The organism is Paenibacillus sp. FSL R10-2796 (genome assembly GCF_037965315.1).
Classification (GTDB): Bacteria; Bacillota; Bacilli; order Paenibacillales; family Paenibacillaceae; genus Paenibacillus_AQ; species Paenibacillus_AQ odorifer.
The window spans coordinates 4,264,660-4,280,718 of the sequence record NZ_CP150178.1; the positions used below are offsets into that span (position 1 = coordinate 4,264,660).

At 43.6% G+C, this 16,059-nt stretch carries 16 protein-coding genes; 5 read left to right on the forward strand and 11 right to left on the reverse strand.

Annotation, left to right across the window (positions count from 1 at the left end; genetic code table 11):
- Position 1 precedes the first annotated feature (1 nt).
- Entirely contained in the window at positions 2 to 916 is a 915-nt protein-coding gene (locus tag NST58_RS19265; protein WP_076129835.1) for a helix-turn-helix domain-containing protein, read from the forward strand.
- A 78-nt stretch (positions 917 to 994) separates the two neighbouring features.
- Here NST58_RS19265 and NST58_RS19270 read toward each other — a convergent pair whose 3' ends face one another.
- The 5 genes from NST58_RS19270 to NST58_RS19290 form a co-directional block, all read right to left on the reverse strand.
- Positions 995 to 1,831 carry a carbohydrate ABC transporter permease gene (locus NST58_RS19270; RefSeq protein WP_175619013.1) on the reverse strand — a complete coding sequence of 279 codons (837 nt, stop codon included), beginning with the start codon at positions 1,829 to 1,831 and terminating at the stop codon, positions 995 to 997.
- 1 nt (position 1,832) lies between these two features.
- The gene (locus NST58_RS19275) at positions 1,833 to 2,771 is read right to left on the reverse strand and encodes a sugar ABC transporter permease (RefSeq protein ID WP_076129834.1); all 939 of its coding nucleotides are present in this window, start codon (positions 2,769 to 2,771) and stop codon (positions 1,833 to 1,835) included.
- A gap of 83 nt (positions 2,772 to 2,854) precedes the next feature.
- Entirely contained in the window at positions 2,855 to 4,204 is a 1,350-nt protein-coding gene (locus tag NST58_RS19280; protein ID WP_339243872.1) for an extracellular solute-binding protein, read from the reverse strand.
- A 202-nt stretch (positions 4,205 to 4,406) separates the two neighbouring features.
- On the reverse strand, positions 4,407 to 6,188 hold the full coding sequence (locus NST58_RS19285) for a sensor histidine kinase (RefSeq protein WP_076129832.1): 1,782 nt from the start codon (positions 6,186 to 6,188) through the stop codon (positions 4,407 to 4,409).
- A gap of 32 nt (positions 6,189 to 6,220) precedes the next feature.
- On the reverse strand, positions 6,221 to 7,822 hold the full coding sequence (locus NST58_RS19290; protein WP_339243874.1) for a response regulator: 1,602 nt from the start codon (positions 7,820 to 7,822) through the stop codon (positions 6,221 to 6,223).
- Between the two features lie 279 nt (positions 7,823 to 8,101).
- Between NST58_RS19290 and NST58_RS19295 the strand changes: the two genes are divergently transcribed.
- The 3 genes from NST58_RS19295 (at position 8,102) to NST58_RS19305 (ending at position 10,790) form a co-directional block, all read left to right on the forward strand.
- Positions 8,102 to 8,584, forward strand: a complete 483-nt coding sequence (locus NST58_RS19295) for a MarR family transcriptional regulator (protein ID WP_076304451.1) — start codon at positions 8,102 to 8,104, stop codon at positions 8,582 to 8,584.
- 156 nt (positions 8,585 to 8,740) lie between these two features.
- Complete coding sequence (locus NST58_RS19300) at positions 8,741 to 9,976, forward strand: MFS transporter (protein WP_339187500.1); 1,236 nt, start codon at positions 8,741 to 8,743, stop codon at positions 9,974 to 9,976.
- Positions 9,977 to 10,037: 61 nt separating this feature from the next.
- Positions 10,038 to 10,790, forward strand: a complete 753-nt coding sequence (locus tag NST58_RS19305) for a YdcF family protein (protein ID WP_339243876.1) — start codon at positions 10,038 to 10,040, stop codon at positions 10,788 to 10,790.
- Here NST58_RS19305 and ybaK read toward each other — a convergent pair.
- The 5 genes from ybaK to NST58_RS19330 form a co-directional block, all read right to left on the reverse strand.
- Entirely contained in the window at positions 10,779 to 11,252 is a 474-nt protein-coding gene (gene ybaK / locus NST58_RS19310; RefSeq protein ID WP_076129827.1) for a Cys-tRNA(Pro) deacylase, read from the reverse strand. The two genes, NST58_RS19305 and ybaK, sit on opposite strands and share 12 nt — an antisense overlap.
- A 100-nt stretch (positions 11,253 to 11,352) precedes the next feature.
- Positions 11,353 to 11,604: a YolD-like family protein gene (locus tag NST58_RS19315; RefSeq protein ID WP_036688306.1), complete on the reverse strand. Its 252-nt coding sequence runs from the start codon at positions 11,602 to 11,604 to the stop codon at positions 11,353 to 11,355.
- A gap of 85 nt (positions 11,605 to 11,689) precedes the next feature.
- Positions 11,690 to 12,508 carry a radical SAM protein gene (locus NST58_RS19320; RefSeq protein WP_076301595.1) on the reverse strand — a complete coding sequence of 273 codons (819 nt, stop codon included), beginning with the start codon at positions 12,506 to 12,508 and terminating at the stop codon, positions 11,690 to 11,692.
- On the reverse strand, positions 12,505 to 13,038 hold the full coding sequence (locus NST58_RS19325) for a methylated-DNA--[protein]-cysteine S-methyltransferase (protein WP_339243878.1): 534 nt from the start codon (positions 13,036 to 13,038) through the stop codon (positions 12,505 to 12,507). The genes NST58_RS19320 and NST58_RS19325 overlap by 4 nt, the downstream gene beginning before the upstream one ends.
- Positions 13,028 to 13,648, reverse strand: a complete 621-nt coding sequence (locus NST58_RS19330; protein ID WP_076129824.1) for a bifunctional transcriptional activator/DNA repair enzyme AdaA — start codon at positions 13,646 to 13,648, stop codon at positions 13,028 to 13,030. The genes NST58_RS19325 and NST58_RS19330 overlap by 11 nt, the downstream gene beginning before the upstream one ends.
- A 213-nt stretch (positions 13,649 to 13,861) precedes the next feature.
- On the opposite strand from NST58_RS19330, the gene NST58_RS19335 reads away from it, so the two are divergent.
- Positions 13,862 to 14,404: a MerR family transcriptional regulator gene (locus NST58_RS19335; RefSeq protein ID WP_076129823.1), complete on the forward strand. Its 543-nt coding sequence runs from the start codon at positions 13,862 to 13,864 to the stop codon at positions 14,402 to 14,404.
- A gap of 148 nt (positions 14,405 to 14,552) precedes the next feature.
- Here NST58_RS19335 and aspA read toward each other — a convergent pair whose 3' ends face one another.
- Positions 14,553 to 15,983, reverse strand: coding sequence for an aspartate ammonia-lyase (gene aspA / locus NST58_RS19340; protein ID WP_094903409.1), 1,431 nt, complete (start codon positions 15,981 to 15,983; stop codon positions 14,553 to 14,555).
- Positions 15,984 to 16,059 lie beyond the last annotated feature (76 nt).

Consider the following 16,059-nt stretch of genomic DNA (forward strand, 5'->3'; position numbering starts at 1 on the left):
AATGATCTCGAATGATCCCGCTTTTCATAATTCTATTGATGGCCAGATGTCTCCAGACATCCAAGCGGCTTTCCATATCTTCGCCGCGCATTGGAGAAAAGTAAATCCGGATTGGCAATATCCCGTACACACTCATCCTATGTTTGAGATTAACGTTGTACTGCAGGGTGAGCAACATATGACGGTCGGCAATAAATCTTTTATCCAGCAAAGCGGTGATATTTTGTTCATTCGTCCCGGTGTAGAACATAGCAGCCTCGGTTCGAATGCTAGTCGTGACATGACTTATTACTGCCTACATTTTGATATTGATGATCTGATTTTACGGCGAGCTTTATTAACAGCAGACGCTGTTAGTCTAAGTGGCAATACCCCGGAGCTGCGAGCCATTCGTTCCGCTCTAGATGTCATCATAAATTCTTCCATCCTGTCAGAGTCAAAGGACACACACAGAAATCGCCTGATTACATTGCATGCTTCGCTGCAACTTCTAACCGCGCTCAGCGGCTGGGTACTTTCGGAGATGCCCCTCCTGGCAGATACAGAAGCTACGGAAAATACCGTCGCCTTAGCTAACGCCATCGAAGGATTGCTGCAAGGATCTGTCTCCTCTGCTGCAAGCACAGGCGAAAGAGGCGGCGGTATTGAGCACATTGCGGCAAAACTCGGATACAGTACAACTCACTGCAATCGTGTTTTCCACCAAATTTATGGCATGTCGCCAAGACAATATTTATCCCGCTTGATCATTCGTCACGCCAAACTGCTGCTAATGGATAATAGTCTATCTGTCGAATCGGTCGCCCACCGGCTAGGATACCGGGATGTGTCCCATTTCAGCAAGCAATTCAAACGCTGGACAGGTCTCCCGCCAATGGGCTACCGCCGTTTAACCGCGAATCCAAATACGCTTTAGTGATTGTTTCGCATACAAAAAAAAGGGATGTACCCTGCAGCCCACTAAGTGGTTACAGGATATATCCCTTTTTATGAATTAACCCTTCGTTGCACCAGACGCAATCCCCTTAACAAAATACTTCTGCAAGGCGATAAACACAATCAGCACAGGCACAACCGACATTGCTGTTCCTGCAAAAATCATATCCCAACGTGAGGAGAATTCTCCGATATAACGGTAAATTTCCACGACCATAGTTTTAGCCTGTCCTGAAGGCAATACCAGCATCGGCATCAGGAAATCATTCCAGATTCCAAGTCCGTTTAAGACCACCATACTGGCTGTGACGGGTCCTAGCAGCGGGAAAACAATTTTCCAGAATATCGCATAACGAGAACATCCGTCGATCTCTGCCGCTTCTTCAATTTCTCTAGGAATGCCTTTGACAAAGCTTGTATACAGCAGGCACCCAAAGCCCACCGCACCGGCTACATAAATTAGAATTGGACCGGCAAGGCTGCCGTATAACCCCAGCATTCTAAGCTCTTTAAACAGAGGAATCATATACGCCTGAAAAGGGATCATCATTCCTGCTAAAAAGTAAACAAACATGAACCGGGTCCATCTGGCATTTCTGCGTTCAATTGCGTAGCCCGCCATCGGAATAATCAAGACCTGTGCCGCAATAGAAAATGCTGTCAAAATCAGACTATTCAGAATAGCCCGTGGAAACTCTGTTTCGGTTAACAGATATTTAAAGCTGTCCAGATAAAGGGTTTTCGGAAAAGCAATGGCATCCTTCATAATCTCTGCATTACTCTTGAAGGCTGACATCAAATTAAAGAAAATAGGAAAGAAAAAGATAATAGCCACTAATAATGTAACAATGAAAAGTGCGATTTGCCCAACTCTTTTGCGTGTCTGCATCGTCATCTTAGAGCTGCACCTCCCGCTTCTGGAGAACCTTCACTTGGAAGACTGTAATGATGAGTATGATTAAGAACAAGACCATCGCCAGCGCAGTACCAAAACCTTGTCTTAATTCACCAAACCCAACCTTATAAATAATATAAGTTAATGTCTCCGTCTCAAAGCCCGGACCACCATCCGTCATGACGGCAATCTGATCAAAAATCTTCAAGGCGCTGATCATCGATAATACCATACATACAGTCATTGACCCCGCAAGCAGCGGAAAGGTAATATGCCGGAACTGTTGCCAGCCCCCTGCTCCATCAATACTGGCCGCCTCATTCAATTCCTGCGGAATACCTTGCAATCCAGCGAGATAAATGATCATATAATACCCCGCGCCTTTCCAAACGGTAGACAAAATAATCGACAGCATCGCATATTTAGGATTGCCCAACCAATCCACAATCCAGGTTCCAAGCCCAACAGACTCCAGAATCTGATTAAATACACCAAAGTTGTAATTCAGGATCATCGCCCAGACGAAACCCATTACGATTCCACTAAGCAACGTAGGGAAATAAAATACACTTCTGAATAAATTCCGGAACCAGCGTACCTTATCGACCATCATAGCCATTGCAATTGCTGCAATATTCTCTAAAACAACAAGTGAAATAGTCATGATCATCGTATTTTTCAGTGCGTTATGCACCCTTGGACTATTCCAAATTTCCACAAAGTTAGCGAAGCCGATATACCTTACGTTGTCGCTAATGCCATCCCATGAGGTGAAACTTAAATAGACACTGCCTACCGTAGGGACGATAACGAACAAGGTGTACAAAATAAATGATGGTAATATAAACAACAGAGCGTAGGACTGCCATTTTTTCTTTTTCTTTTTGTGCTGCACAGTGCCTATCAATGACTTGTCAGCATTTACTGCGGATGTAGCCATGGCTACTCTCCCTCCCTTAAAGACCGCGCTTGTTAAAAAGAGAACCTCTGCAGCAGCAGAGGTTGCTCGTTCAGGCGCTGCTCTTACATCTGATTAGCTTTCACTTGGTTGTCATACTCTGTATCCGCATCTTTCATGTACTTCGCTACATCTCCATCTTTTACCACGAGATCCTGCAACAGCTTGTAGTACCAGTTACGGAATTGTGGAGGGATTAGATTGTCTCCCCACCAGTTATTGATCGCCAACGATTTCACTACATTCGGGTCAGCAATAAGATCCAAAGCCACCTGCATTTGTTCACTTGTGTCATAGGTTACTTTCTCTTTTGTTGAAGAAATCGCATTTATCGTTGCTAAATAGTTCGAATACTGTTCTGGGGCGAAGAAGAAACGGATAAAGTCTTTGATGGCTTCTGTTTTGTCTGCATCCTTAGCGGCTTCAGCCGATAAAGACCAGCCTGCAGGTGACGGAAGACCTATGACATTGATTTTCCCTTCACGGTCAGGAAGAGCATAGAAGCCAAATTCAAAGTTCGGGTCTGCTTCAGCGATTTGTGTAAACATCCACGTACCGGAGTACAATTGTGCTGCTTTGCCAGAAACAAGAATCGAAGCGGTCTGATTGTCGCCCGTGCTGAGCCAACCTTTATCGACATAATTCTTGAACAATTCTTTGAAGTCCGTTATGCCTTGAACTACATTAGCATCAGTGAAGCTGACCGTTTTAGCGGTACGTTTGGAGTTCCAATCTGCATCTTTCGAGTAGACCTCATCAATCAGGAATTTGTTAACCCAAAAGCCCATATGGAAAATATCTTTTCCGCCTACTACAATCGGAGTAATGCCCGATGTTTTCAATTTTTCTTGGATGGCGATGAATTCGTCATAGGTTTTTGGAAGCTCGGTGATCCCTGCATCCGCATATGCTTTTTTGCTGTAGATAATCCCTTGGGGAGCGTTCACTTGCAGCGGTGCGTTCCACACCTTACCATCCACTTGTGGAGGGGCTTCGAACAAATCTAGCAGATCGGAAGGCAGCTCTACAATCTTACCCGCATCGGCAAAAACTTCTGTATCCCGCATTTCCACCAGGTCCGGGAATTCACCCACAGCATCCTTGGTTTTCAGCCAGTCAAGATAGGCAGCGGATGAAGTTTCGCTCAAATCTTTAATAGTGACATTCGGATTAGCTGCAGTAAACTTTTTGACCGTATCTGAGATAGCTTTTTTGGTGGCCGGATCTCCGGAGGCGTAACCTATCGTAAAGCTAACCTCTTTTTTGGTCTCTTGCGGTGTATTTGAAGGCGTCTCGGATGCTGGCGTATTAGTTGCCTTACTTCCTGCATTATTATTATTTCCACCGCAAGCAGTCAAAACTGTTGTTGTGGCAAGTAACAATACGGATAGTTTCATCATTGTTTTTTTGTACATATCATAATAGCCTCCCCTTTTAGTGAACCGTGGAAACTGAAGCAAGATGTGCGCATCATCTCTCGAAAGCGTTTCCGTTGCTAATAGAATAGCATTCCTTATAAATAGTTAGAATGAACTTTTTTAAGCGGGATATGCGGTGAATTTAAGAATAAGTAAAAAAAGAACGAAAGACCGCAGTCTTCCGTTCATCGTCTATCCTTTACGCATTCTCCGAATCCGAGATTTTATACGGATCCTCTACAATCGGAAGCAACAATAGAATTGATGTCCCAATATGCTCCCGGCTGCTGATAGATACCCCGTATTCTGCACCGTACACTGTACGAATTCGTTCATGTACATTTTTTAGTCCAACATTTTTGCTAGGCGAACTAGGCTCTTCCAAGGTTTCAGCCAACTGCTGTACCTTTTCCTTGCTCATACCGATTCCATCATCATAGATCGTAACCAACAGCATTTCATCTTTCTTTTCGATCGTCAATCCAACTGTCCCTCTGCCTTGACTGCGTAAGCCATGCTGGATAGCATTTTCAACTATCGGCTGAAGTGACAATTTCAGAATGTACCAGTTCAGATCCACTTCGGGTGAGAGATCGACTACAAGCTCAAATTTATTCTCATACCGCACAGAGATAATATAGAAATAATCCCGTAGATGCTCCAGCTCCTGTCGTATGCTTACCCTGTCCTCTCCATAGTCGATTACATATTTCAACTGGTTAGAGAGCGATAAAATCATATCTGCGACCTCATCATTATCTTTATCCACCGCATTCATTCGAATGACTTCCAGGGTGTTGTATAAATAATGCGGACGAATCTGACTCTTCAGAGCATTTAACTCCGTCTGCTTCTGCTTGATCTGGGCAACGTAAGCTTCATCGATATAGGCTTGTAAACGCTCGACCATTCGGTTAAAACCATGGCTAAGTCTACCCATTTCATCATTGCTGTTCACGACCATCTGGGTATCCAAATTACCGGATTCTACGATAGCCATTTGCTTAATTAAGTTCCGAATCGGAGCAGCCAGCCGCCTAGAGAACCAGACGCCCATGATGATCATTGCAATCGCACAAATAAACATCGCTATAAACACCGTCGTACGAGCTGAAAAAAGCTGATCGAATAAATTTGCTCGATGAATTCTGGCAGTCACCGTGCCTTTAAGAAAAGGAATCTCTTCACTGAGAACGATCATCTCCTCGTCCTTTTTAGCCCGAAAAGCCTCTCCATTCGCTGACCTTGTCTCATTCGTGAAATATACATTTCCGTCGCCATCCAGCAGGAATAATTCATCCTGTCCCCCCAGATTTAATTCTCTGAAGAACTGATTAAATAACGAAACATCCACATCCATAAACAAGGTCCCTACTATCTTGGGATCTTTGGTGACACGCCCGGAAATATCAATTAAAGTACGGCCGATGGTGAACACACTGCGCTTTGAACCTGTATAATATTCTTCGGAATGGGTAGGGAAAATTGCCACTTGTGAAGGATTTGGAGCCATTTTAGTTAACCAATCTTGATAAGGCAGCAAATCAAAATTGACCCCTCTGTTTTCTTTTTCCTGATAGTAGAGCTTATCGTCTGACTCCCTATGAAAATAAACACTGGTGATGTAGGAATCACTGTAGAGAACTGTTTTTAGAAAGGTTTCAATAGGAATCGTATTGATCTGCTCCAGCTCATTTACATTATAGGTTTGATTCTGCGAATAACTCTCGATAAAACCTTCATATCGTCCCGTATACATCAGCTTAGAGACCTCATTGTACTGATTAAAGGCTGAATTCAGGTTATAGCTCATATATAGCACCATTTGCTGCAAATTGCTTGTTGTGTAACGCTCGACATATCCGGAAAACGTCTGCACAGAAATGTAGCTAAGTGCAAAAAGCGGAATTAGGCCGACTAATAAAAAGGAAGCGGAGAATTTAACAAATATACTTTTGGATCTTCGGCCCCAGATAAACATGAATGAAGGCATCCCCTTTGCTATCCATCTGACTATTGGCTTTTGAAGGATTGCTTATATTCTTGTGGCAGCTTGCCATATTTCTTCTTAAACATATCGCTAAAATGCCGGGCATTGTTGTAGCCTACACTATCGGCAATCTCATAAACCATCATATCGCTTTGCAGCAATAAACGAAGGGCATGATTCATCCTCACCTCAGTGACATAATTCTTAAAGTTCTGTCCGGTATGTTTTTTGAAAAAGCTGCTGAAATAATAGGAATTCATAAACATCATCCCTGCCATAGATTCCAGTGTAATATTTTCTGGATAATGCTCCTCAATATAAGTCTTCACCTGGGAAAGCTGCTTCAGTTCCTTACTGCCCATGCGACTGCCAATTTGCCCGGACATTTTGTTCAAAAGCACACGGAAATCTTCCTCCACCTCTTGGAAGGTAGAATAATTAGCCAATCGTTCAAGAATCGGATTTGTATCCTGAAGTGATGGACCTGCCTCCACACCGAATTGAATAAGCTCCTGTTCAAGCTGCAAGAATGTATTGTATACGGTAGAAACGGCTTGGTTTCTATTCCCGCCTGCCGTCTGCCGGATCGTCTGAAATAATCGCAGGCACTCTTGCTCAATTTGTTCTTTGTGTTGTAATTTCATGGCAATCCCAAGGGTGGACTGGATTTCATGCAGCGGAGCTTGAATCAATGATTCACTCTCATACCTGCTCTCTTTTACAGGAATCACACGATTAGGCCCTGTAAAATATTTATAATTTAGCGCTTTCAAAGCTTGGCGATAAGATTCATCAGCATCATCCATACCGTCAACAGGATTGCCTACCCCAAGAGTCACCTTTAATTTCAGAAAACTTGTAATTTTGTCATGGAGGTCTAAGGCAATTCTCGCTGGTTCCTCAGCATATTCATGCTGGAGCAGGATACAAAAACGTTCCCCTTTACGGAACATATAGCTATTATCGCTTTGCTCCACGGTTTCTTTAATAATGTTAGACAGTGCAAAATCAATTAGCTTACGTTCGCGTTCTTCCCATCTGGAAGGCTGCCCCGACGACTCGTCCGTCTCTACCAAACAAATACTGACGTAGCGACTTAGCGCAATAATCCCCATATCAAGCAAGGTGTCTGCTGTTCCCTTATTGCCGTCCGTCAGCTTGTCGAGCAATTCTTCGATCGTTAATCTGCGGTTTCTCTGTTCATAATGGTTCAGCTTCTCTTTGTTGCGCTCACCTTCTGTTTCTTGACGAATAAGGGAAACGGCTTTGCTCACAACCTGTTCCAGCTGATTTTTGTTCACGGGCTTCACCAAATAATCCAGCGCACCATATTGCAGTGCTTGACGGGCATACGTAAACTCCTGATAAGCGCTTATAAAAATAACCTTCACCGCTCTGCCAGCTTCATGAATTTCGCGGATGATATCAATCCCTGTATATCCTGGCATGCTTATATCACTAATAATCAGATCAGGATCACAATCCTCGATCTGTTGTTTCAGCTCAATTCCATCACTGGCCTCTCCAACAATGGTGAGTCCAAGCTTCTCCCATGAAATCAGTTTTTTTAGGCCTCGCAAAATCACCGGTTCATCATCTGCGAGCAGTACCCGAATACTCTTCATTATGCAGTCCTCCTACCTTAGAGAAATCATCCCACAGCTGTCCAATCATCTTAATCTTATGATAACAGACAAACAATCTTTGGTGCAGCTTCAAGCGGATGAACTTTCTTAAGAAGAAACCGCAGTTTCTTAAGAATATTATATCTACGCTTGTTACTACTCACCTGTTATTTTTATCTAAAGTTCAATGAAACAAACTATCCTCAACTTTAATATTGTTGAAATAGAAACAAAAAATCAATATAATTTGTTAATGTAAGAGCGCTGGGAGGACAGGCCATGAACAAAGAAGATCAGGTCATGATGGGTTTCAGGGACGTATATAACAAGATGGTTTGGCTTAATAAGGATAAGATGGAAGACAGTCTTAAGGGTTATAAACCTTCTGAAGTACATTGCATCGAATACATTGAAAAAAATGCAGATTCCAACGTCACAAAACTTGCAGAGTCCTTTTATATGACTCGCGGTGCCATAAGTAAATTAACTAAGAAGCTCATCCAAAAGGGCCTCATCGAAAGCTACCAAAAATCGGATAACAAAAAAGAAATCTATTTTAAGCTTACTGAGCAAGGGAAAGTAATTTATAAAATCCATGAGGACCTGCACAAAGAGTTCCAAGAGCGGGATAAAGCCGTATTTGAGCAGGTAACTGAGGAGCAATTTGACAGTATGCTTAGCTTCGTAGAAAAGTATAGTAGGCATTTGGATGCAGAAATAAAGAAACAGGGTATAGATTTTAATCCGAATAAATTCGAATAATGAAAATGAAACTCCATGCAGCCGGGCTCTTATGAGAAAGGCTGCATTTTTATGGTCGTTATTTTGTTGACACGGAAACAAAACCGTGATAAAAATGGTGATGTACCAGATTTGTTTCCAAGGAATCAAAAAATCAGCTTTTGAGGAGAGAATTTAATGTTCAAATTCAGATCACATAATGAACAGAACACAGAGCAAACCGTAGATAAACACGCTCTAATCTTCGGTTTGATCTCTGTGTTTCTGTGCGGAATAGGCTTCAGTATCATCATGCCCGTTGTCCCATTTTTAGTGCAGCCTTATATAAGCAATCCGGGAGAACAGGCTATAGTTGTCACGCTGCTGACGTCTGTTTATGCAGTCTGCGTATTTTTTGCAGCCCCTGCACTTGGAGCTTTGAGTGACAAATACGGGCGTCGTCCATTACTTTTGGTATGCCTTTTGGGTTCCGCGATTGGATACTTAGTTTTTGGGATAGGAGGAGCGTTATGGGTACTTTTTGTTGGACGTATAATAGAAGGTATAACTGGCGGAAGCATAGGTACTATCTTCGCCTATTTTGCTGACATCATTCCTCCAGAACAGAGAACCAAATACTTTGGCTGGGTGAGTGCGGTTGTAGGAGTAGGCACCGTCATTGGTCCAACGCTAGGCGGTTTACTTGCCAAGTTTGGTTATTCTGTACCTATGTATTTCGGAGCAATAATAACCTTATTAAATGTTGTTTACGGATTCTTTTTTATGCCTGAGAGCCTTGACAAGAACAATAGACTAAAAGAAATTACCTTGGTAAGACTGAATCCATTTACACAGCTTGCAAGCATATTGTCCATAAAAAACTTAAAAAGGCTACTGGTCTCAGCATTCTTACTCTGGATACCCAACGGATCTTTACAGGCTGTTTTTTCACAATTCACAATGGATACTTTCAGCTGGAAGCCTGCACTAATCGGACTGATGTTTTCAATTATGGGCTTCCAAGACATCATTTCACAGGGTTTCATCATGCCTAAGCTTTTGCTGAAATTTAGGGATAAACAGATCGCAATTCTTGGAATGGTTTCAGAGATTATAGGCTACAGTCTTATTGCACTATCTGCTTTGTTCTCATACTATCCGCTTTTTATCGCTGGAATGTTTATATTTGGTTTTGGGGATTCGATCTTTGGGCCTTCATTCAATGGGATGCTTTCCAAGTCTGTCGATTCTAGTGAACAAGGGAGGATTCAAGGCGGTAGCCAATCTATTCAGGCTTTAGCAAGAATGATCGGGCCTGTCATTGGAGGTCAAATATATGTATCACTTGGCCATGCTGCACCCGCTTTTATGGGGATGATCCTGATAGCTGCGGCAATATCCGTTTTGTATAAGGATACGCATGTAAATATGTAATCTTGCAATCTCATGTTACAATACAACCTGAACTTATATTTTTAGAAGGCGGTTGATACTGTTGATTTACATCATCAAATTTGCATACAGCTTTGTGCTTCCTCCCGGCCTGTTTATCGTGCTTCTGCTAGGTTTAGTCATTTGGTTATGGAAAAAAAACCGCCGGCCAGCACTAGTTCTACTCGGGGTTACACTATTAATGTATTTCTCCATGACACCCTTAGTCAGCGATGCGCTGATCGGCAGTCTAGAACGGAAATATCCGCAGCCGGAAACTTTGCAAGGAGATGTCATCGTCGTACTCGGCGGGGGCGCCAGCTCTGGCACACCGGATATAGACGGCGAGGGCAATTTATACGGATCAGCGGCAAATCGCCTGCTTACTGCTGTTCGCCTCCATCGGCAGACAGGTCTGCCAATCTTATTTTCTGGCGGACAAGTATTCTCCGACAGTGGTAATGAAGCGGATATCGCGCAAAGACAACTACTGGGTCTCGGCATACCCGAAGAGGACATCCTGATCGAAAATCAATCCCTCAACACGGAGCAAAACGCTGTAAATACCGCAGCCATCCTGCAACAAACCGGACTTATAAAACCTATACTAGTTACTTCAGGTTTTCATATGTCCCGAGCGATGTTGCACTTTAAGAATGCAGGGCTAACAGCGCAAGCCTATCCTACGGATTATATCGCCAGCGCTGATATTGCACTGCAGCCCGCCAAGTTCAGTCCATCCCCGGGAGCGATCTCCACAACAGGGTTAGCATTGAAGGAATATTTAGGCCAGCTTGCTGCTCGGCTATTTGATTAGTTCTGTAAATTTCGCATGTACAACCTCAGCGAGTAACTGTGGGGCTACATCCATTTGCTGGCCAATCTTCCCAGCGCTGACAGCCATCGTTTCCAGCCCTTCTGCGCTGCTCTCAATGAACGTGGGGTACAGCTTTTTCATTCCAACAGGTGAACAACCACCGCGGATATACCCTGTCCATTTCTGCAAATCCTTCACTGGCAGCATCTCAATTTTTTTCTCTCCGGCGGCTTTGGCCGCCTTTTTGAGATCCAGCTCTTCGGCAACTGGGATAACAAATACATAAAGATTTGCACCACTATGAGCGACCAACGTTTTAAAAACCGTCTCTGCCGCCTTTCCAATCTTCTCAGCCACAGCCGTGCCATGGATTAGTCCATCTTCATTGTCATAGGCGAACACTTCATAGCCGATTTTTTTGGCATCCAGCATTCGCATCGCGTTGGTTTTGGTTACTTGCATTGTTGACCTCCCTTTCTATATCCTCTATTCCTTACCTTTATGATCAAAGAGGCCCCAAAGCTATGATAGCTTTCAGGACCTCCTGTTGCTGCCGTGCCCATTAATCTCTGGGATAATTAACCTGCATGATATCCATAAAAGGAACTTTTATGATTTCTTCATGGTTACTGAGGTGTACTTTCCCGGTTCGCGAATCCATTTCCACGATCATGCCGCGTACCTCTTCTTCTTTTCCCCATACGGTCAATAAAATCTCAGAACCTTCTTGCTTAGCTTCAACTAACTGATTACCTAACTCCTCAAGCACAAATTCATCTCTTGTGGGCCGCTTGGCCACCTTTGCTTTTGCCACACTAATCCTCCAATAAGCTATTACGGATATTAAGTATATTAAATACTAAGTATGAATGCTCTCATTTATTATACCATGTTTCAGATTAAGGCTCGAACCCCTTCTGGCTCAAGAATAGCTCCTCTTCGGAAAAAACTTGCTGAAGTCCTTCATACACTCTGCGATATGCTGCAGGATCATACCAATCTTCCAGTTGCAGCTCTTCATATAGGGAATAAATCCCTAATCTCCGTGTGCGTTTGCCGCCGCTGCCGTCGCCCATAAAATAGTCATCCACACAGACTCTATCCACCAAAGCCCTTAAGGTTGCTGGAAAAGTTGGACTGCTTGGCAGTACTGGCGCTATAGTAGCTTGAATGGGGATGCCAGCTTCACGTAAAAGCTGTAACGTCTTCAGTCTTGCAGCAATGGGAGGAGCGCTTGGTGTGAATTTTTGGCGAATATCTTCACGGTCTGTTTCTACAGTTATACTTACACGAACCTTATCCTCTAAACGTAATAATAAATCTATATCTCTGCGAACCAGCGGACTACGCGTCTGCACGAATAGGAAATCGGGCGGATCTTGAACCATAACCTCCAATAAAGATCTCGTCACCTCTTCCTTGTGCTCTACCGGTTGATAGGGATCTGTGCTTGACGACATAAAAATAGAGACGGGACCTTTGGCCTTCGCTTTGTGCAGTTCTTTTTGTAATATTGCAGCCGCTTCTTGTTTAACATCTACCCACGTCCCCCACTCCTCTTTGCGGAACAGCGAGACAGGCATCTGACGTACATAACAATAGGAACAGCCATAAGTGCAGCCCGTATATGGATTTAAGGAATGACTGTAGCCTGACAGATAACCTGTTCCTTTATTCAGCAAGGTTTTTGGGGAGGTGTAATTGGACTCTATTTTCATATATCTGCTGTATACTCTCCTCTCTCCAACTGAAGTAGCTTGGTCTTCATATCCAAACCACCCCGGTATCCTGTTAATGTCCCATTCTTACCAATAACCCGGTGGCAGGGCACCGTAATCAGAATCGGATTCGCGCCAATGGCAGTCCCTACCGCGCGCACCGCAGCTGGTCTTTGAATATGTGTGGCAATATCCGAATAGGACCAGGTTTGTCCATATGGAATTTCACATAACGCCTTCCACACCGCAAGCTGAAATGGAGTTCCCTGATAATCAAAAGGAATGCCGAAGCTCTGCCGGTTCCCTTGCAAATATTCACTAAGCTCCCTCACATAAGGCGCCATCTTCTCATCGTCCTGCACCAGTTCACTCCCCGGAAAACGACGTCTAACCCATTCGCTTAATTCCTCAAAGGGTTGCTGCTGCGAACCCACATAACTTAACCCCTTCTCAGTGGCTGCAATATAAAAACTCCAATCCTTATCGGTTAATAATGTCCAGTATAGAATAGCATTTTTTTTATTCTCCATGATTCGGTCCCTCCAAAATAAAATCAGAAGCCAACGTTACTTTCTGTTTGTTAAGCTGACGAAACTGTGTGGGTGTATACCCCGTTTTTTTCTTATATAAAGTAATAAAATATGATGTATTGGGCAGACCCACACGCAATGCAATCTCAGCAACTGCCTGCTCTGTAGTAAGCAAATACTCAGATGCCTTAGCGATTCTCTTTTGCTGTATATAATCCACGGGAGTGATTCCTGTTACTTTCTTAAAGGTTCGATGTAAATGATAAGGACTGCCATGACATACCTCAGCTAACGTTTCAAGGGTGAGGGGGGCCATATAATTATGATCAATGTACTCCGTCATCACAGCTACCCATTCCTTATCAGGAAGACGCTCACCTGTCGGTTTACATCTTTTGCAAGGACGAAATCCGGCTGCCAGCGCTTGTTCAGCATTCTGAAAAACACACGCATTCTCCCGATTGGGTGCTTTGGATTTGCAGGAGGGTCGACAAAAAATTCCTGTAGTCTTCACCGCATAAAAAAATATGTCGTTATAAGCAACATCGTTTTGCAAAATAGCCTGCCATTGCTCCTCAGTCATTTGTTCCTCATCTTCAATCCTGTTCATCGCCTTCACCTCTAATGCAATTATACCCCTGAGCAGGCTCATCTGTACTCAATTTGGAATGGAAAAACAAGATAGTGAAATCCAAAAGGGTGAGATTGCTCGTAATTACACTTTGTTTAGCGAATACGCACTACCTTTGTCAACCGTGCAGGGAGCCGCTGCTGGACAACGAATAGTACTCATAACATGACTACGTGAACTGGAGGAATCGAAATGGATATTCTAAAAACAAAAGATGCCGCAGAGCTGCTGTCAGTTAGTCTAACCACAATTAAACGTTGGGCTGCCATGTTCCCTGATTTTTTTCCAAAAGACCGATTTGGCCATTATGTTTTCTCGGAGCAGCAAATCGACCTGCTCAATCATATTAAAGACCGTATTAATCACGGAGAGGCCTTGGAATGTATACAACTCACACTCACGAATGAGCAGCAAATTTCCACATCACAACAGGAAAATCCACTACAGCACACAGTTGCTGAGCCTATGAAGGATATCTTGTCTCGCATCAACAATGTTGAACGTGCACTCGATCAAAAAGCCGATGAAGTAGTATTGATCCAACTGCTCCAGCAGCGTGAGGAGCTTGAGGACCTACGAATAATGATCAAGCAAATCGCGGCATCCATAGAACCGTTGCAAGTGTCTAACGGCAAACCGCTCACCTCTTATGAAAATTCCCAGTCCACTGCCACTACCAGACTAACGGCTCCGCCAAGAAAACGCGGCCTGTTACGTTCTTTATTTTTCTTTTAAGCCTGAAATGTAAAAAAAGAACCTACTTCAGACAATCGCGAAGTAGATTCATATAAATTAAAAACATATTTAAGCTCTCCCCCTGTCACCCTAAACGGTGGCGGGGGTTTGCTTTTTCCAAACAAAAAGCTCGATCCTCCGGAACATTCTACTCTTTATGCAATAAAGCTGCTCCTGCAATTCCCGGGTGTGTCATTTCGTATGGGTCCAGAATCAGATTAAGCTCTTCTTCGGTCAGCACATTATATTTAATGCACAATTCCCGTACAGATTCCCCAGTCAAAATCGCCTCTCTAGCGATCCGCGATACCACTTCATACCCCAGATGCGGGTTCACAGCCGTAATGATTCCGACACTCCGCTCCACATCCCGCTCAAGCTTTTCCTTATTGGCTTCAATCCCAGCCAGACAGAAGTCTGTGAAGACTTGGAAGGAATTGTTCATGATGCTGATGGACTGAATGAGATTGAACACAAGCACTGGCTCCATAACATTCAGCTCCAGTTGACCCGCTTGGGAAGCCAGACAGATCGTATGATCGTTCCCTATGACTTGAAAAGCCACCTGATTAATGACCTCTGCCATAACCGGATTAACTTTGCCCGGCATAATTGAAGATCCAGGCTGGCGTGCAGGCAATGAAATCTCATTAAACCCAGTCCGCGGACCGGAGGCCATCAACCGCAGATCATTAGCGATCTTGGACATGTTCATCATGCACACTTTTAGGGCAGCAGACACTTCTGTATAGGCATCCGTATTTTGGGTGGCATCGACGAGATGATCTGCCGTTACGAGCGGCAATTCACTGATCTCAGCTAAGTGCTCTACCACCAATTCAATATAACGAGGATCAGCATTTAATCCTGTACCCACTGCTGTTGCTCCCATATTGACTTCATACAAATGATGGCGTGTATGCTCAATACGTTTGATATCTCTTTCAAGCACTCTGCGATAAGCCTCGAATTCTTGACCCAGACGAATCGGCACTGCATCTTGAAGATGTGTCCGACCCATTTTTATCACAGGATCGAATTCATCCGCTTTTACCGCAAACACATCATGCATTCTGTGCATCGTTACAAGTAGCTGCTCCAGCAGTGAAAGTGTGGCAATATGAATTGCTGTCGGAAACGCATCATTTGTAGACTGCGCCATATTTACATGTGAATTGGGACTTAAGTGACGATAGTCTCCCTTTTCATGGCCAAGCAGTTCTAAGGCACGGTTAGCAATAACCTCATTCGCATTCATATTTAACGAGGTACCCGCACCACCCTGAATAGGATCTACAATAAATTGCTCATGCCACTGACCCTCGATGATTTCTTCTGCTGCTTTCACTACAACTTCTCCAAGCCCTCGATAGAGACGGCCAACTTCCATATTTGCAAGCGCAGCGGCTTTTTTTACAATCCCCATCGCTTTGATTAACTCTTTGTGAACCCGATAGCCCGTAATAGGAAAGTTCTCGACTGCGCGTAGTGTCTGAATCCCATAATAAGCGTTCTTATCTACCTGTTTACTGCCTAGAAAGTCATTTTCTACACGAAATTCAGTTTCAATCACTGTTATATCCCTCGCATTCATTATGATTAGGTTTATTAGAAAATAAGTAAGCGCAATCATTTCTATCTCACTTAGATATTAA